Source organism: Pyramidobacter piscolens W5455 (genome assembly GCF_000177335.1).
GTDB lineage: Bacteria > Synergistota > Synergistia > Synergistales > Dethiosulfovibrionaceae > Pyramidobacter > Pyramidobacter piscolens.
The window spans coordinates 20,548-37,657 of the sequence record NZ_ADFP01000084.1; the positions used below are offsets into that span (position 1 = coordinate 20,548).

The 17,110-nt window shown below is 59.3% G+C and carries 15 protein-coding genes; 11 read left to right on the forward strand and 4 right to left on the reverse strand.

Translation table 11 applies throughout. The features are described 5' to 3' along the window. The first annotated feature begins 63 nt into the window (after positions 1-63). From thyX to HMPREF7215_RS07555, 5 genes are all read left to right on the forward strand, one after another. Positions 64-708, forward strand: a complete 645-nt coding sequence (gene thyX / locus HMPREF7215_RS07535) for an FAD-dependent thymidylate synthase (RefSeq protein WP_009165186.1) — start codon at positions 64-66, stop codon at positions 706-708. After that, positions 705-1,673 carry a DUF1385 domain-containing protein gene (locus HMPREF7215_RS07540; protein ID WP_009165187.1) on the forward strand — a complete coding sequence of 323 codons (969 nt, stop codon included), beginning with the start codon at positions 705-707 and terminating at the stop codon, positions 1,671-1,673. The genes thyX and HMPREF7215_RS07540 overlap by 4 nt, the downstream gene beginning before the upstream one ends. Further along, on the forward strand, positions 1,670-2,746 hold the full coding sequence (gene prfA, locus HMPREF7215_RS07545) for a peptide chain release factor 1 (RefSeq protein ID WP_009165188.1): 1,077 nt from the start codon (positions 1,670-1,672) through the stop codon (positions 2,744-2,746). The genes HMPREF7215_RS07540 and prfA overlap by 4 nt, the downstream gene beginning before the upstream one ends. Then, positions 2,736-3,596, forward strand: coding sequence for a peptide chain release factor N(5)-glutamine methyltransferase (prmC, locus tag HMPREF7215_RS07550; RefSeq protein WP_009165189.1), 861 nt, complete (start codon positions 2,736-2,738; stop codon positions 3,594-3,596). Before prfA ends, prmC begins: the two co-directional genes overlap by 11 nt. 94 nt (positions 3,597-3,690) lie before the next feature. After that, positions 3,691-4,614 carry an NAD(P)/FAD-dependent oxidoreductase gene (locus HMPREF7215_RS07555; RefSeq protein ID WP_009165190.1) on the forward strand — a complete coding sequence of 308 codons (924 nt, stop codon included), beginning with the start codon at positions 3,691-3,693 and terminating at the stop codon, positions 4,612-4,614. Positions 4,615-5,306: 692 nt separating this feature from the next. Here HMPREF7215_RS07555 and HMPREF7215_RS07560 read toward each other — a convergent pair. The 4 genes from HMPREF7215_RS07560 to HMPREF7215_RS07575 form a co-directional block, all read right to left on the reverse strand. Then, a complete protein-coding gene (locus HMPREF7215_RS07560; RefSeq protein WP_009165192.1) occupies positions 5,307-6,773 on the reverse strand; it encodes a Na+/H+ antiporter NhaC family protein in 1,467 nt (488 codons plus the stop codon). Between the two features lie 155 nt (positions 6,774-6,928). Continuing rightward, positions 6,929-7,921 carry a pyridoxal-phosphate dependent enzyme gene (locus tag HMPREF7215_RS07565; RefSeq protein ID WP_009165193.1) on the reverse strand — a complete coding sequence of 331 codons (993 nt, stop codon included), beginning with the start codon at positions 7,919-7,921 and terminating at the stop codon, positions 6,929-6,931. A 7-nt stretch (positions 7,922-7,928) separates the two neighbouring features. Further along, on the reverse strand, positions 7,929-8,312 hold the full coding sequence (locus HMPREF7215_RS07570) for a RidA family protein (protein WP_040550881.1): 384 nt from the start codon (positions 8,310-8,312) through the stop codon (positions 7,929-7,931). Between the two features lie 248 nt (positions 8,313-8,560). Continuing rightward, positions 8,561-9,232: a helix-turn-helix transcriptional regulator gene (locus HMPREF7215_RS07575; RefSeq protein ID WP_009165195.1), complete on the reverse strand. Its 672-nt coding sequence runs from the start codon at positions 9,230-9,232 to the stop codon at positions 8,561-8,563. Positions 9,233-10,071: 839 nt separating this feature from the next. Here HMPREF7215_RS07575 and hrcA point away from each other — a divergent pair. From hrcA to HMPREF7215_RS07605, 6 genes are all read left to right on the forward strand, one after another. Then, entirely contained in the window at positions 10,072-11,112 is a 1,041-nt protein-coding gene (hrcA, locus tag HMPREF7215_RS07580; protein WP_009165198.1) for a heat-inducible transcriptional repressor HrcA, read from the forward strand. Between the two features lies 1 nt (position 11,113). Then, complete coding sequence (locus HMPREF7215_RS07585) at positions 11,114-11,701, forward strand: nucleotide exchange factor GrpE (protein ID WP_009165199.1); 588 nt, start codon at positions 11,114-11,116, stop codon at positions 11,699-11,701. 71 nt (positions 11,702-11,772) lie between these two features. Beyond that, on the forward strand, positions 11,773-13,608 hold the full coding sequence (gene dnaK, locus HMPREF7215_RS07590) for a molecular chaperone DnaK (RefSeq protein ID WP_009165200.1): 1,836 nt from the start codon (positions 11,773-11,775) through the stop codon (positions 13,606-13,608). Between the two features lie 13 nt (positions 13,609-13,621). Next, the gene (dnaJ, locus tag HMPREF7215_RS07595; RefSeq protein ID WP_009165201.1) at positions 13,622-14,779 is read left to right on the forward strand and encodes a molecular chaperone DnaJ; all 1,158 of its coding nucleotides are present in this window, start codon (positions 13,622-13,624) and stop codon (positions 14,777-14,779) included. Positions 14,780-14,932: 153 nt separating this feature from the next. Then, positions 14,933-15,802, forward strand: coding sequence for a 50S ribosomal protein L11 methyltransferase (locus HMPREF7215_RS07600; RefSeq protein ID WP_009165202.1), 870 nt, complete (start codon positions 14,933-14,935; stop codon positions 15,800-15,802). Next, entirely contained in the window at positions 15,783-17,093 is a 1,311-nt protein-coding gene (locus tag HMPREF7215_RS07605) for a MiaB/RimO family radical SAM methylthiotransferase (RefSeq protein WP_009165203.1), read from the forward strand. The genes HMPREF7215_RS07600 and HMPREF7215_RS07605 overlap by 20 nt, the downstream gene beginning before the upstream one ends. Positions 17,094-17,110 lie beyond the last annotated feature (17 nt).

Here is a 17,110-nt window from a genome sequence, read left to right on the forward strand (position 1 = left end):
AAATATGCCGGGCGTTTTTCGAGCGCTTCTTCCGCGCCCGGCGTTCAAAGGAGGTTTTGAACGATGGAGATCAGAATTATCAACAAGACGCCCGATTTCCTGCGCACGATCTGGACGGCGGGGCGCACCTGCCACAGCGCCATGGCGCCGCAGGAGCTCTTCGATCTGGACGAGAGCGAGAGCAAAATGCTCAAGCTGGTGGACTTCCTGCTGAAAGCCCGCCATCTCAGCACGCTGGAGCACTGCTCCGTGACGTACGCCGTGGCCGGCGCGTCGCGCACGCTGCTGGCGCAGTACAGCCGCCACCGCATCGGCGTGTCTCTGTCGGTGCAGAGCCAGCGCTACGTCTCCGAAGGCACGGAAAAGCGCGGACAGACGTTCGAGTACGTCACGCCGCCTTCGATCGCCGCCGCGCCTGACAAGTTGTCCGCCTATCAGGCCGCCATGGCCGACGCTCAGAGGAGTTACGACGAACTGATCGCCGCCGGCGTCCCCATGGAAGACGCGCGCTTCGCGCTGCCCGGCGGCATCTGCACCAATTTCGTCACCACGCTGAACCTGCGCTCGCTGCTCGACGTCTACGAAAAGCGCGTGCTCGTCTCCGGCGCGCAGTGGGAAGTGCGCGAGATGGTGCGCCGCATGGCCGAGCTTCTGGTGGAGCGGGAGCCGTGGCTGGAGGGCGTTTTCAAAGGAGTTTCGCCAAAGTGATTTTTTCTTCGCTGAAAAAGTTTTTCGCGGCGCTGACCGCCTCGCTGGCGGCTCTCGCCGCGGAAACGGAAGGCGGGGGCCCCGCGCCCATGCCCGTCGGCGGCCAGGCCGTCATCGAAGGCGTGCTCATGAAGGGCTACACCCGCTGGGGACTGGCGGTGCGCCGCGCCGACGGCGAGATCGTCACCGAGCACTGGCCCGCCAAAAACTGGAACAAGACGGGATGGGGCAAAATTCCCGTCGTGCGCGGTTTCCTCAACATGATCGAGATGCTGCGCGAAGGCTTCAAGGCGCTGTCCAAGTCCGCCGGCATTTCCCTCGGCGAGGACGACGAGATGACGCCCCGCGACGTATTCTTGACCGGCCTGGTCGCGGCCGTCATGGTGATCGGCCTGTTCATCGTGCTGCCCGTCTACGCCGCCGACTGGATCCGCCGCGCCGCGGGCCTGTCGGCCTGGAGCGGCCATCTGATCGAAGGCTGCGTGCGCGGAGGAGTGTTTGTCGCCTATCTGGGCATGATCGGCCTGTGGAAGGACATGGCCCGCGTGCTTGCCTACCACGGCGCCGAACACAAGACCATCAATGCCTACGAGTCCCGCCGCCCCATGACGGTGGAGTCGGTGTGCCGCTGTTCGCGCCTGCACCCCCGCTGCGGCACGTCGTTTCTGCTCATCGTCGTGATCGTCAGCATCGTCGTCTTCTCCCTGGCCGGGCCCGGAGGCGTCGTCTGGCGCGTCGGCTCGCGCATCTGCCTGATTCCCGTGGTCGTCGGCGTATCCTACGAATTTATCCGCGCCATGTCGCGTTTGGGGCGCGCCGGGCGGTTCGTCATGGCTCCGGCCATGTCGCTCCAGTATCTGACGACGAGAGAGCCGGGGCCCGATCAGGTGGAAGTGGGCATCCGCTCCCTCGAAGAAGCTCTCGATTTGAAATTCGATTCTGACCGCACGGAGGCCGTCCGATGAACCTTGAACCAAAACTGCGCGAACTGGAAGCGATTTACGCCGAACTTGAAAAAAAGATGGCCGACCCCGCCGTCGTCTCCGACATCAAAGAGATGCAGAACCTCGGCAGGAAACATTCCGAACTGGAGGAAGTCGTCGGCGACTACCGCCGCTACCGGCAGGTCCGGGATGAGATCGCCGAGGCCAAAGAGCTGGTCGGCGGCGGCGACCACGAGCTGGCGGAACTGGCCAAGATGGAGCTGGAAGAAAAAGAGCCGCTGCTCGGCAAGATCGAGGAGCAGCTGCGCGTCGCCCTGCTGCCCAAGGATCCCAACGACGAGAAAGACGTCATCATGGAGATCCGCGCCGGCACCGGCGGCGACGAAGCCAGTCTGTTCGCGGCCGACCTGTTCCGCATGTACTCGCGCTACGCCGAGCGCGAGGGCTGGAAGCTCGAGATCGTCGACGAGAACGAGACCGAAGTCGGCGGCTATAAGGAGATCGTGCTGCAGATCCACGGTCGCGGCGTGTACAGCCAGCTCAAGTACGAGAGCGGCGTGCACCGCGTGCAGCGCGTCCCCGCCACCGAAGCGGGCGGACGCATCCACACCTCGGCGGCGACCGTCGTCGTCATGCCCGTCGCCGACGACATCGACATCGAGATCCGTCCCGAAGATCTGAAGATCGATACGTACCGTTCCAGCGGCGCCGGCGGCCAGCACGTCAACATGACCGACTCGGCCGTGCGCATCACCCATCTGCCCACCGGGCTGGTCGTCACCTGCCAGGACGAGCGCTCGCAGATCAAAAACCGCGCCAAGGCCCTGCAAGTGCTCAAGACCCGCCTCTACGACGCCGAGGTGGAGAAGCAGCGCAGCGCCGAATCGGCCGAGCGCAAGGGCATGATCGGCTCCGGCGACCGCTCCGAGCGCATCCGCACCTACAACTATCCGCAGAACCGCGTCACCGACCACCGCATCGGCCTGACGCTCTACAAGCTCGAATACATGATGGACGGCGACCTTTACGAGATGATCAAAGCGCTCGTCATGGCCGAACAGGCCGCCAAGCTCGAAGCTCTCGATGGCGTATAAGCCCGGCACGCTGGGCGCGCTGCGCGCGCTTTTGGCCGCCGAGCTGAAGGATCTGGATTCGCCGCGCCTCGAAGCCGAGCTGATTTTGGCGCATTGTGCCGGCAAAGACCGCGCCTGGGTCCACTCCCGCCTTCCCGACGCCGTCCCCGCCTCCGTGGCGGAAGCGGCGCTTTCGGCCTGCGCGCGGCGCAAGAAGCGCGAACCGCTGCAATACATCCTGGGCTGTTGCGATTTCGACGGACTTTCGCTGCTCGTCGAAGCGGGCTGCCTCGTGCCGCGCCCCGAGACGGAACTGCTGGTGGAATGCGCGGCGGAAAACTTCGACGGCGGCGCCTTTCTCGACTGGGGCACGGGGACCGGATGCATCGCCGTGGCGCTGCTGAACCGATTCCCCGCGGCCCGGGCGCTGATGGTGGAAAAAAATCCCGCCAGCCTGAACTGCGCGCGCCGCAATCTGGAAAAATTCGGCTTCTCTCCTCGCGCCCGCCTGATCGCCAGCGAGACGCCCGAAGACATTCCCGCCTGCGAAGTCTCGCTCGTGGTGTCCAATCCCCCCTACGTCCCTTCCGGCGAAATAGAACGTTTGATGCCCGAAGTGTCGCAGTACGAACCGCGGCTGGCCCTCGACGGCGGTCCCGACGGGCTGGAGCCGTACCGCCGGCTTTTTGAGCTTTGCGCGCGCGTGCTGCGCCGGGGCGGCTTTTTTTGCGTCGAGTACGGCGGCGGCGCGCAGACGGAAGCGCTGCGCGCGCTCGCGCCGAAGGCTTTTCGTGAAACGGTTCTCTTGCGCGATATCGCTGGTTGTGATAGAGTGATCGGGTGGCGATTTGCCGATGTTTTGCCGCAATGAAAATTTTCTTGAGTTTGATATAATCTCGAATATGTTTCTTGTTTACACCCGCTGTTCGTCAGCGGAGATCTCCGTGCAGAGAGGAAGATTTTAGATGGAAGAAAGAGATGTTGTCATTATTGGCGGAGGCCCTGCCGGAATGGCCGCGGCCGTTTACTGCCGGCGCGCCGGACTGAAAACGGTCGTGCTGGAGCGGGGCAACTGGGGCGGCGCGATCAACCGCACCGAAGAGATCGAGAACTACCCCGCCATCAAGCACAGCAGCGGCCCCGAGATCGGCAAGATGTTCGTCGAGCACGCCAAGGCTTTCAACGCCGAGATGGTCGACTGCACCGTCAACAGCATCAAGGAAGACGGCAAGTTCAAGGTCGTTAGCACCAGCAAGGGCGATTACAAGGCCAAGGTCGTCATCGTGGCGACCGGCGCCGAGTTCCGCAAGCTGGGCTGCCCCGGCGAAGCCGAATACACCGGCAAAGGCGTGAGCTACTGCGCGACCTGCGACGCTGCTTTCACCGAAGGCGTCGACGTGGCCGTGGTCGGCGGCGGCAACACGGCCGTCGAAGAGGGCTGCTACCTGACTCAATTCGCCAATAAAGTCTACATCATCCATCGCCGCGACCAGTTCCGCGCCGACGAGATGGCCGTCGAGCGCATGCTCAAGAACCCCAAGGTCCAGCCCGTCTACAGTTCGGTCGTCGAGTCCATCGAGGGCGACGGCGACTTCGTGCAGAAGGTCGTGCTGAAGAACGTCAAGACCGGCGAGATCAGCGACCTGCCCGTCGAGTTCGTCTTCATGTTCGTCGGCACCGAGCCCAACAACGAACTTGTCAAGGATCTCGTCAAATGCACCGAAAAGGGCGGCTGGGTCGTGGCCAACAGCAACATGGAAACCAGCGTCCCCGGCATCCTCGTCGCCGGCGACGTGCGCGACACGCCCCTGCGCCAGGTCATCACCGCCGCTGCCGACGGCGCCGAAGCCGGCATGTCCGCTTACAAGTACATCGCCGAAAACTTCTAGCTTTTCCGAGTAACCGGACAAAATCCCGCGAACCCCGTTTCATCGGTTCGCGGGATTTTTGCGTTCGGCGAAGATCCTGCAAAAAGGGAGAGGCAAACGTTCTTCGTTTGCCTCTCCCCATGCTGTCTCCGTATCTCTCCGTATCCCTCGCCTGTTCCGGATAAAAGCCCCCTGGGCTGCTCATGCCCCGCGTTTTTTCCGCCGGAACCGAGCGGAACGGAAACGTGCGGCGTTCGTTTGAGGAGCGTCCGCGGCGGCCGGAAAAAGATTCTCTGTTTTATACTGATTCTTGCTAGAAAGTATCAGCATAGTTTTCGAGCGGCTGAACTCCCCGGCAACCCCTTGCGTTCGGCATTTTAATTAATACTATTTCTTTATAGAAAGTATTAACATGGTTTTCTGGGCGCTGAGGGGAGTTCAGTCGCTCAGGACTACCTCGACCGCTGCGCGGTCCGTGCAGCTCGCTTTGTGAATCTCCCCCGCAGCGCCTCTGTGCTCGGCTTTTTTATTGAGAAATAGTATAAGTTGCACTGTCTATAAATAGAATCCGAAATTCCATATAGTTTATGATTGAACCAACAAAAAACAGAAGCTTCTCTTGCAAAAAAGGGGCTTCTGTTTTTTTACAGCGTCATGTTCCCAAACGAAGAACCTTAAAAGGAACTGCTGTCCTTATATTGTTTTAAATAGCTTCATATTTGCTTAGCGGACACGATATCTTTCTTTAGGTGCACTTGAGGCTCTGAAGGCAGACCAAACAGAGGAATGAAACGATCCCAGCCAGTGATGGTGAGTATCATCATGGAAAACACGGCGATCAAGCAAAGATAATTCTTGGAAATGATTTCCATGGGCGTGAATTTGTGAAGTGGATAAACGGCCATGGCAAGTCCTGTGTAGAAAATCATATAGCCGTGCCAGGGGATCAGCTGAGAACCCAGTACGCCGAAAGCGTCGGAGAGAGTGGCGTTGCGTAGTCTCAGTTTGTAGAGGTCAGAGTCGCTGCCTTCCACGTTTTCCTCTACCATCTCGCGAATCACGGGGCCTACAGTGACGATTTGACCGGTGCAGTCACCCAAAGCGGCGTTGCAAAGCAGGCAGAGCAGGCCGTTATTGAACAGCAAGGTACGTACGTTACGTGCTGTAGCGAGGATTAAGCGCGAAATTGGTTCGAAGGCGTTCATAAGCTTCATGATCCCGCCGAAGGCCCCAGTCCACATGGACATCGCCACCGACCAAGAACCTGCGTCGGCAAAACCTTTCTGTACGAGGTTCAGGAACAGATCCACAGACTGCACGGTGCCGGCAAGTAACCCCAACACCAGCGCGGAAAAGAGCCCGGCGAACAAACAGGCCATGGTTGAAACGCCGTACACCGCGAGGGCAACCACCAATACAAGAGGAATGATCATATATAGGGGCACACCGCTCTGGACTTGCTGAAGCAACGCCACAGCAGAAGCTCGCTTCGTCCTGAGCACTTCCCAAATCTCCGGAGGAATAGTGGCGATAGCCTTGGTAGCGTCGGAGGATTCGCTGGGCAGCCCCATGTTGGAAGCCGCCACGTAGAAAAGCGCCGAGGCCAAGATAAGGCATAACAATGACCATACTCCCTGATGGCGCACGCGGTCGACTACCTCCACGTTTTGGATGCCAGAACTGAGCACAGTGGTGTCGGAGATCAGTCCGATGTTGTCGCCGAAGCAGGAGCCTCCGGCAATGGCGGCTACTGTAAGCACGGGATCTCCGCCAGTGATGTGGCTAAGCCAAACGAAGACGGGAACACAGGCGGCAAAAGTCCCCCAAGAGGTTCCCGTAGCCGTAGACAAGACAGCCGTGAGAAGCAGAGCGACCACGGCGACAGTTTTGCCTGAAACGCCAAGGTTCATGGACAAGCTGATTATGGAAGCGCCAACGCCAGTGGCCATAAATATCTCACCCATGGCATAGGCAACCATAAGCAGGAAAAGAATCAACATCAGTTCCTTGGCATTGTTGATTGCAGCATCGGTGATTTCCTGCAGGCTTTTGTGATCCAGCAGAAAGGCCAGCAGCGCAGCTAAAACGGTAGCGAGCGGAGCTGCAATGAGGATATCCATGCCCCTGAGAAGCATAGCTACAAGCGAGATAATCGGCGTTAATTTCAAAAAAGCGATCATGAAAGTCCCTCCTTCTTGTTCGACAGTTTGAAAAGGGCCCATGCCCTTGTACTACTCTAATCAAGGAACTGCTTTAGTGCGTTGTTTCAAAGATATGAGTTGCCTGAGCCACGGAGCTGTGCTGTTGTGTTTTCTAATCGGTGGTTCCCTAAAACTTAAAAAACTTCTTCTATAAAACCCTGCTGAGCGAAAAGGGCCGGAACTCCGCCCGTGTGGATAAAGCACAGACCATCGTTGGAAGGGAGACTGTTCCGGCGTGCCAGGTCAATCAGACACGCAAAGGTTTTGCTCGTGTAGATGTTTTCCAATACCATTCCCTCAAGTGAAGCGGCAAGGCGAAGTGCCTCCAGAGAAGCGTGTGTCGGCACGTTGTAGCCGTCGCCAAGATAGTTGTCGTAGATAACTGCGCTGTTCATACACTGTGCGACCGTACAGTCGAGCCCTGACCAGGCGATGGACTTTTCGCAAATCGCGCTGATTTTCGCTTCAAGCTCATGTCGGTTATATTCCACGCTTGGCAGGTGGACTGTGAAGGGATTGCCTAAAACTGCGTTTCCCATGAGGAACCCCGCTTCGGTGGTTCCCATGGAACCGGGCAGGAAAACGTGACGGATTGGCAAAGCCCTTGCTTTGACCTGATCGTGGAGTTCCAAGGCCCCCGTGAAATATCCCAGGGCGCCTACGGTAGGGTCGCCGATCAGGTACGGATGCAGGCCTTGACGTTCTAACTCAGCACAGCTTTCTCGAGCGATGCGGCCTCGTTCCTCCTCATCTACGGGGCCGATAAAATGGATTTCCGCGCCGAAAAGCTGATTTAGCAAAAGATTGCCTTCGTATTTTGCAGGGCGCTCAGAACTGTGCAGAATGAGGAGCTTCATCCCAGTTTTTGCCGCAGCTGCTGCGGCTAGCCGGCATTGGTTTGAAACGGGCGCGCCGGCCACTACCAACACATTTGCTTTTTTCTCGAGAGCGGCTCCTAGCCAAAACTCTAAGCTACGAATTTTATTGCCGCCCAGCCCCAAGGGCATACAATCGTCACGCTTGGCATAGATATTGGGCCTACTCAGATAAATCTCCAGACGTTTTAACTCTTCCAGCGGAGTAGGCTGCTCTATAAGAGGCAGCCGAGGGATCTGAGACAGTTTCATGGCGGCCTTAGCGCTTCAGAGCGATAGCTTCTATTTCCAAGAGACTTCCCTTCGGCAGTTTGTTCACTTCCACACAGGAACGGGCAGGGGCTTTGTCCGTGAAGTACTCGGCATAGAGCCTGTTGACTTCGGCAAACTGCGCCATATCGGCAATGAAAACTGTAGTTTTCACCACCTGGGCCAATGAAGAGCCTGCAGCCTCCAAGACAGCTTTTAGATTCTTTAGAGCCTGATGGGTTTGCGACGTAATGTCCTCGCCTGCTAAAGTTCCTGTTTCCGGGACCAGAGGGATCTGTCCCGAAGCGAAGACAAAGGAATCCGCGGTGATTGCTTGGGAATAAGGACCGATGGCAGTCGGAGCCGCCGATGTGCTTACAACGCTTTTTTTCATGGGGAACCTTCCTTTTATTATGCTGATTTTTGATAGAACGGCTTGGTCGTGAGTGCTTAGCGCCACAAGGGATTCCCGCGCGGGGTTATCCCGCCTGCCGCGCAAGGCTGCGTGACTCACTTTGGGATCTCCCACGGGGTGTTCTTGCTATTCGGTGTTTCAAGCAAGAATAGTATCGGATAGAGCGGCGCTTCCCTTTTCACAAAAAGATGCCGAATAAACCAATAGGACGGATAGAAATGCCCCGTTCACTTTTGGATTTTGCCGTTTTTCGAGGCTTTTTTCGTCTCATCAATATAGGTATAAAGAGTATATTTGGAAACATCAAGGCGATCTGCCACAATTTCAACAGCGCCTTTCACGAGGAACAAACCGCGGCGATCCAATTCTTTCACAATAGCTAGTTTTTCCGCTCGGTCAGTCTGAGAAAAGGGGAGGACATGTTGATCCAGCACGGATTTCATGATGCCTTCCGCTATTTCTGTGATGTCGTTACTGTAATGCTCTTCCTGTTCGGATTCTGCTTCCGGTACTGAGCAAAGATCTTCTACTATTTTGCTGATGTAATAATAGTCATCAAGGCAATAATTGACGCATAAACATCCTCTTATATGACCTTGCTCATCCCTAAGAAAAGTAGTCGATGATTTCAGCTTTCGCCCGTTTTGCGTTGAGGAAGAATAAATATATCTGTCCTTGACTGCGTCGCCATAAGTCTGAAGAAGACGGAGCACATAATCGGTGATCGGCGCTCCTACGACTCTTTTTGTTAAATTCCCCGATATGGCAATGAGAGATGATTGAGGCTGCCGTAAATCATGCAAGGCCACTTCACAGCCCCTTCCGAATTGAAGGGCTATGGTATCGACGATGGGAACGAAAGGACGAAAAAACAAATCGATGTTTTCTTTACACTGCACTTTTAAGCCTCCCTTTTAACGATATTGTAGCTTAGGTAGGTTTATAAGTCAACAAATTTTTTTTGAACAAAAAATTTTGTGTTTAAATGAGATATTCTGTTGAAAAAAAAGCTCGATCGCAAACGTTATGAAATTTCGGATTCCAGTTATAAACAGAGCAGCTCACATTTGAAGTATTCGTGCTGCCGTAATGGCATGCCTCGTTCAAAAACGTCATGTTGTCTCGAGGGTAGAAAACGTAAAACTTTTGCTATGAAAAAGGGAAGGCATGAACTGGCTTACAGCGTATGGAATGGAATTGAAGACGTGCTGTCGCCAGAGCATCCAAAGTCGGGAAAAAGAAACGCTTTGTCCCCGAGCAGCGCTACACGGTGCCTCCCTCTTGTACGGAATAGTGCCTTCTACGGCTGCGTTTTTCACACGCGTTGTCCTCTGGCCCAAAAACGATGCTTTGCGGAAACGCCGCCGCTGCGCCGCCTCGAAAGCGGGCGGCGCGTCGCCTGCCATCTGGCGGAATGAGCCTCCGCGCCCACATAACGAAAAATCGCCGCCGCGCCGCAGAAGAATCCGCGCGAGGCGGGGCGAAAAGCTTGATGATTCCGGGATCATCAAGCTTTTTTCATGGAAAACATCCCGCGCGGATCGCGTTCCATGGAAAGAACGTTCAGGGTATTTCGAGCCCTGCGACCGTGTGTGTTTTGATCATTTGTTTGAACAAATAAAAAATATGTCTGACCAGACTTGACATTAAATCTACTTCCTGCTATTCTCTCATGCGTAATAGATGCGTTAGCACTCCTTTTGCTTGAGTGCTAATAACTGGAAGGAGGTGCGAGGCTGTGTTGACCGAACGACAGCTTGAAATCATTTTCGCCGTGGTGTACGAGTACATCAAGACCGGCGAACCGGTGGGATCGCGCACGATTTCGCGCAAATTCCTCAAGAGCCACAGCGCGGCGACGATCCGCAACGAAATGTCCGATCTCGAGGAGATGGGCTATTTTTCCCAGCCGCACTCGTCGGCGGGGCGTCTGCCCACTTCCATGGCCTACCGGGTCTACGTCAATTCGATTTTGCACCGGCCCTCGTCGCCTCCGCCGGAGATCAGCCGCTGGGTGCACCGGGTCGCGGATCAGCTGCAAAGTCTGGACGAGCGTCTGGCCGAAGCGGCCCGTTTTTTGGCGCGCTTCACGCGCTGTTTCAGCGTCGCCGCGGTTTCCGCGCTCGAAGGGCTGAAGCTGCGCAAAGCCGATTTCATCCGGCTGGCGCCGGAGATCCTGCTGATCCTGCTGGTGGTGGAAAACGGCGCGGTGCATCACAGCCGCGTGCGCGTTTCGCCCGACGTGACGCAGGAGCAGCTGGAACGGCTGGCCTCGGTGATCGATCACATCGCGGGAGGGGTGCCGTGGAACGGCGCGCGCGGCGAACTGCTCGAGTATCTTTCGAGGGCGATGGCCGAACGCTGGCGGGATATCGAGGATATCTTTATCGCCATCGACGAGATGATGAGCGACGACGGTCTGACCCTTTCCACCGGCGGCATGCGCGAGGTCTTCATCGCCGACGGCGGCGAGGCGTCCGACGAGCGGCGCGGCCGCATCCAGGCCATCTCTTCGCTGATGGATACGCGCGAGGACCTGGAAGACTTCATTTCCGATTACGCCGCTTCCGAAGGGCTGAAAGTGACCATCGGCGACGAAAACGAACGTCCCGCCATGCAGAACTGTTCGGTGATGATGTCTACCGCCACCGGCGGCGGGCGCAAGGCCGTGGTCGGCTTGGTGGGGCCGCTGCGCATGAATTACGAGAACTCGATCGCGGTGCTGGAAGCCGTTTTGAACGGCCTGAACCGTCCCGTGACCGAGAAGGAGGAACCATGATATGGAAGACGATTTGAAGAAAACGACGGCGGAGAACCCCGCAGCGGAAGAGCAGGCCGAGAAGCAAAGCGCGCCCGAAGCGGAAACGTCCGCGGACGCGGAGCAGCGGAAAATCGACGAGCTGACGGCGCAGTATCAGCAGATGCGCGAGCTCGCCGCCCGCGCGCAGGCCGACGGCATCAACTACCGCAACTGGGCCGAACGCGAGATGAAGCGGCTCAAGGCTTACGGCAGCGAACGCGCGATTCTCGCCATGCTGCCCGTTTTCGACAACCTCGAACGCGCTCTCGATTCGGCCGAGGCCGATCCGGCTTCGATCAAGGAAGGCGTGCGCATGGTCCGGCAGCAGTTCGCCGACGCGCTCAAGGATCTTGGCGTGACGGAGCTGGATCCCGCGGGCAAACCGTTTTCGCCCGCGGAGCACGACGCCATGGGCATGGTGCCGGTGAGCGACAAATCTCAGGACGGGCTCGTCCACACGGTCGTGCGCAAGGGGTTTCAGATGGCCGAAAAAGTCATCCGTCCGGCTCTGGTCATGGTGGCCCGTTACGCCGAAAACAAGCCGGAAGGGAACGGGGAACAACAGTAACAGGGTAATAAGCGGGAAAGACCGCAGCGACATATAAAAGCAGAACAAAATTTTTCATGAGGTGATTTATTATGAGTAAAGTCGTAGGTATCGATCTTGGCACCACCAACAGCTGTATCGCCGTGATGGAGGGCGAAAACGTCACGATTATCCCCAACAGCGAAGGCGCGCGCACCACGCCCTCCGTCGTCGCCTTCACCAAGGACGGCGAGCGTCTCGTCGGGCAGCTCGCCAAACGTCAGGCAATCGTCAACGCCGACAACACCATCATGTCCATCAAGCGTCACATGGGCAGTGATTACACCGTGACCATCGAGGGCAAGAAGTACACGCCCCAGGAGATCAGCGCCATGATCCTGCAGAAGATGAAGCACGACGCCGAGGATTATCTCGGCACCGAAGTGAAGAAGGCCGTCATCACCGTGCCCGCCTACTTCACCGACGCCCAGCGCCAGGCCACCAAGGACGCCGGCGCCATCGCCGGTCTGGACGTGCTGCGCATCATCAACGAACCCACCGCCGCGGCGCTGGCTTACGGCGAGAACAAGAGCGGCGACCACAAGATCCTCGTCTTCGACCTCGGCGGCGGCACGTTCGACGTCTCGCTGCTCGACGTCGGCGACGGCGTCTTCGAAGTGCTCGCCACGCGCGGCGACAACCATCTGGGCGGCGACGACTGGGACATGAAGATCGTCCAGTGGATGGTCGCCGAGTTCAAGAAAGAACAGGGCATCGACCTGTCCGCCGACAAGATGGCCATGCAGCGCCTGCGCGAGGCCGCCGAGAAGGCCAAGATCGAGCTGTCGTCGATGATGGAGACCACGATCTCGCTGCCTTTCATCACCGCCGACGCCACCGGTCCCAAGCACCTGGAGATGAAACTCAGCCGCGCCAAGTTCGAGGACCTCACCGCCGACCTGCTTGAGCGCGTCGTAGCCCCCGTCAAGAACGCCCTTTCCGACTCCGGCCTGAACGCCTCGCAGATCGACAAGATCCTGCTCGTCGGCGGTTCGTCGCGTATGCCCGCCGTGCAGGCCAAGGTCAAGGAACTGCTCGGCAAGGAACCCACCAAGGGCATCAACCCCGACGAGTGCGTCGCTTCCGGCGCGGCCATTCAGGGCGCGATCATGAGCGGCGACACCGACAAGAACATCGTCCTCGTCGACGTCGCGCCCCTGTCGCTGGGCATCGAGACCCTCGGCGGCGTGTGCACCCGCATCATCGAGCGCAACACGGCCATCCCCGTGTCCAAGAGCCAGATCTTCTCGACCGCGGCCGACAATCAGCCCTCCGTCGAGATCAAAGTCCTCCAGGGCGAGCGCTCCATGGCCGCCGACAACGTGCTGCTGGGTACCTTCTCGCTCGACGGCATCGCCCCCGCGCCCCGCGGCATCCCGCAGATCGAAGTGACCTTCAACATCGACGTCAACGGCATCCTCAACGTCTCCGCCAAGGACAAGGGCACCGGCAAGGAGCAGAAAATCACCATCCAGTCTTCCAGCCTCACCAAGGACCAGATCGAGAAGATGAAAGCCGAAGCCGAGGCGCACGAAGCCGAAGACACCAAGAAGAAAGAATTGATCGAAGCCAAGAACATGGCCGATTCGATCATCTACCAGTCCGAAAAGACCCTCAAGGACCTCGGCGACAAAGTCACGCCCGAGGAGAAGGGGGCCGTCAACGCCAAGATCGACGAGCTGAAAAAAGCCAAGGACGGCGCCGATCCCGAGGCCATCAAGAAAGCCGTCGAGGCGCTGAACACCGCCATGCATCCTATCGGCGTGCGTCTGTATCAGCAGAACTCCCAGCAGAATCCCGGCGGCGGCGCGGGCAATACCAACGCCAGCGGCGGCACCAACGACACCAAGAAAGACGGCGACACGGTCGACGCAGAATTCAGCGAATAATCGGGCGTAGGCAATGGCTGGAACGCATCGGGACTACTACGAAGTTCTTGGCGTCGCCCGCGACGCGACGACCGTCGAGATCAAGCGGGCCTTTCGCCTGAAAGTCCGCGACTGCCACCCCGACACTCATCCTGACGATCCCGAAGCGGAACAGAAATACAAGGAGATCAACGAGGCTTTTTCCGTCCTCGGCAATCAGGAAAAACGACAGCGTTACGACCGCTTCGGCACCGCCGACGACACCGGCAATCCCTTTGCCGGCGCCGGGCCCGAGGACATCTTCGGCGACCTTTTCGGCAGCATGTTCGGCGGCTTCGGCGGTCCCCGTTCGCGCCCCAACGCCCCTGCCCGCGGCAGCGACCTGCAGATGGTCCTTTCCATCACCCTCGAAGAGGCGGCGACCGGCGTGGCGAAGAGAGTCGCCATTCCCCGCTGGGAACCTTGCGACCATTGTCACGGCAGCGGCTCCGAGCCGGGGCACGAACCGCGGGAATGCCCCACCTGCCACGGCGCCGGCGAGGTCCGGACCCGCGTGCGCACCCTCTTCGGCGACACGCTCAGCGTCAGCACCTGCCCCACCTGCGGCGGCCGCGGCACCGTGGTGGAAAAAGCCTGCACCGAGTGCGGCGGCGAAGGCCGCATCCACCGCCGCCGCGAGCAGGAGATCAAGATCCAGCCCGGCGTCGACACCGGCACGCGCCTGCGCGTTCCCGGCGCCGGCGAACTGGGAGCCAACGGCGGCCCCCCCGGCGACCTGTACATCGTCATGCAGGTCAGGGATCATCCGCTGTTCCAGCGCGACGGCAACGACCTGCACCGCACCGTCTCCATCCCCTTCCCGCTCGCCGTCATGGGCGGCCCGTCGACCGTCGGTACCCTGATCGACGGTGACGTTTCCTTCGACATCCCCGAGGGAACCGCCCCCGGCCAGACCATCCGCGTCAAAGGCAAGGGCATGCCCCGTCTGCGCGGATCCAGCCGCGGCGATTTGTTTCTGCACGTCACCGTCGACGTCCCCAAAGGCAGCGTTCTGTCCGAGCGCGCCGCCGAGCTGGTGAAACAGCTCGCCGAGGAAATGGACGTCGCTACCGGCGAAAAGGAAGGCTTGTTCGACAAACTCTTCGGCAACAAGAAAACCGCCGCCAAAAAGAAAAGCGCGAAAAAGAAATAAACGGACGATATGGATCCCGAAGCAGTTTCTTTCTGTTTCGGGATCCTTTTTCTGTGGATTCGTTTTTGTCGTCTTGCAAGAGCAGCTGCTGTCCTTTAACGATGTTTTTGCTATAATGTTTTAGGGGATTTTTTCAGGTCGGGAGGCAGGAAAATGGCGAACAACGACAACTTCTGGTGGTACATCACGCTGCGCGGGCCGGCGGGGCTGGAGGACGTGCTCAGCTCGGCGGCGGAGAGCACGGGCTGCATCGGCTCGACGGTGACGAACGAGGGCGACGCCGTCGATCTGCAGGTTTATTACCGCGCCAATCAGGATCTGGGCGAGTGGCTGAAGATGCTGCAGCCGTATCTTGAGCCGTGGAACGAGATCGAGATCAAGGACATGGGGCGGGTGGAGAACCGCGCCTGGAACACGGAGTGGATGGACGCCTTCCCGCCGCTGAACGTGGGGGAGAAGCTGGTCGTCATGGCGCCGTGGCACGCCGGCAAGGAAGATCCCGGCCGTCTGCCCATCTTCATCTATCCCGGTTCGGCGTTCGGCACGGGCTACCATCAGAGCACGCAGGCGGTGCTCGAACTGATGGAGCGCTGGCTGAAGCCGGGCGACGTGGTGGCCGACATCGGCTGCGGCACGGCGATCCTTTCCATCGCGGCGCTGAAGATGGGGGCGGAGCGCGCCTACGCCCGCGATCTCGATCCGTCCGTCGTGCGCGAGGCGGTGCGCAACACGCTTGAGCTGAACGGCATCGCCGGGGAGAAACTCGACATCGCCGTCGGCGATCTGCTCAAAGGCTTTGAACATAAAGTCGATCTGCTGCTGGCCAACATCCTTTACGAGTCGAACGTGGCCCTGCTGCCCGACGTGGCGGGCGCGCTCAACCCCGGCGGGCGGGCGATCTTTTCGGGGTTGGTCGTCGAAGAGGGCGAAAAGTTCAAAGCCAAACTCGAAGAGAACGGCTTGCGTCTCGTCGACGAGGTGCGGCTGGACGACTGGTGCGGGCTTGCCGTCGCCAAAATCTGAGCCGCTGCGGGGGCGCCGCGTTGCCATACAGGCGCTGGGCTGCCGCACGAACCTTGCCGAGGCGGAAGCGCTGGCTTCGGCCTTTCAGCGCCGCGGCGCGCTGATCGTGGACGAGCCGCCCTACGACGCGGCCGTGATCGTGACCTGTTCGGTGACGGCCGTGGCCGACCGCAAGAGCCGCCAGCTGATCAACCGCTGCCGCCGCGCGGGCGAAAACGTCTGCGTCGCCGTGTGCGGCTGCTGGGCGCAGGGCGTCGGCGAGAAAAAAGCCGCGGCGATGGGCGTCGATCTGCTGATCGGCAACCGTTTCAAAGGCGAGCTGCCCGACCGCGTCGCTCGGTGGCTGGAAGATCGCGCCCGCTCCTTTGAAGCCGTGCGGGGCGACATGGGGCGGCGCTGGGACTCTTTGGAGCTGGATCGTTCTCCCTATTTCGGCCGTGCGTTCGTGAAAGTGCAGGACGGCTGCGACCATCGCTGCACCTACTGCATCGTCCCCGTTCTGCGCGGCCCGTCGGTCAGTCGGCCCGTTGCCGACATTCTTGCCGAGGCGCGCCGCTGCGCGGCGGCCGGCCAGTTCGAACTGATCCTGACGGGCGTGCATCTGGGGCTTTTCGGCCGCGACAGCGGCGAATCCTTTGCGGCCCTGGTCCGCGCGCTGGACAGCGTCGAAGGGATTCAGCGCCTGCGGTTCGGTTCTCTGGAACCGTTTTCCATCGGCGACGACCTGCTCGAAGCGCTGGCGCAGTCGCCGCGGTTCTGCCGTCACCTTCATCTGCCCGTGCAGTCCGGCGACGACGAAATCCTGCGCCGCATGGGGCGCGGGCACACGGCTGCGGATTATCTGAAGCTCGTCGAACGTCTTCGCGCGGCGCTGGGAAGCGACCTGCACATCTCCACCGACGTGATGTGCGCGTTCCCCGGCGAGAGCGAGACGGCCTTCGAGAACACGCTGGCGCTGCTGAAAGCCGCGCGCGTCGGCCGCGTGCACGGCTTCCATTATTCGCCGCGCCCCGGCACGCCGGCGGCGGCCATGTCCGGGCAGATCCCGACGGAGATCGCGCTCGCCCGCGCCGAACGCCTGAAAAAAGCCGGGCGGGAATGTTTGGCCGCCGAGGCGCGGCGCTGGATCGGCCGCGAAGTGGAAGTGCTTTTCGAAGGGGCGCACCGCGGGCGGGCGCAGGGATATACGCGCGGCTATTTCGAATTCCGTCCCGAGAGGGAAAGTATTTATGACGAACTGCGAAAAATGACGGTAGTATCGAGCAAAAACGGGGTTCTTTGGGGCCGTTAGGAAGAAAAAGACCGGCT

Excerpts from the sequence above, each read along its gene's own strand:
- thyX (WP_009165186.1), top strand. The coding sequence starts at position 64 with ATGGAGATCAGAATTATCAACAAGACGCCCGATTTCCTGCGCACGATC.
- prfA (WP_009165188.1), top strand. The coding sequence starts at position 1,670 with ATGAACCTTGAACCAAAACTGCGCGAACTGGAAGCGATTTACGCCGAA.
- prmC (WP_009165189.1), top strand. The coding sequence starts at position 2,736 with ATGGCGTATAAGCCCGGCACGCTGGGCGCGCTGCGCGCGCTTTTGGCC.
- HMPREF7215_RS07555 (WP_009165190.1), top strand. The coding sequence starts at position 3,691 with ATGGAAGAAAGAGATGTTGTCATTATTGGCGGAGGCCCTGCCGGAATG.
- HMPREF7215_RS07560 (WP_009165192.1), bottom strand. The coding sequence starts at position 6,773 with ATGATCGCTTTTTTGAAATTAACGCCGATTATCTCGCTTGTAGCTATG.
- HMPREF7215_RS07565 (WP_009165193.1), bottom strand. The coding sequence starts at position 7,921 with ATGAAACTGTCTCAGATCCCTCGGCTGCCTCTTATAGAGCAGCCTACT.
- HMPREF7215_RS07570 (WP_040550881.1), bottom strand. The coding sequence starts at position 8,312 with ATGAAAAAAAGCGTTGTAAGCACATCGGCGGCTCCGACTGCCATCGGT.
- HMPREF7215_RS07585 (WP_009165199.1), top strand. The coding sequence starts at position 11,114 with ATGGAAGACGATTTGAAGAAAACGACGGCGGAGAACCCCGCAGCGGAA.
- dnaK (WP_009165200.1), top strand. The coding sequence starts at position 11,773 with ATGAGTAAAGTCGTAGGTATCGATCTTGGCACCACCAACAGCTGTATC.
- dnaJ (WP_009165201.1), top strand. The coding sequence starts at position 13,622 with ATGGCTGGAACGCATCGGGACTACTACGAAGTTCTTGGCGTCGCCCGC.
- HMPREF7215_RS07600 (WP_009165202.1), top strand. The coding sequence starts at position 14,933 with ATGGCGAACAACGACAACTTCTGGTGGTACATCACGCTGCGCGGGCCG.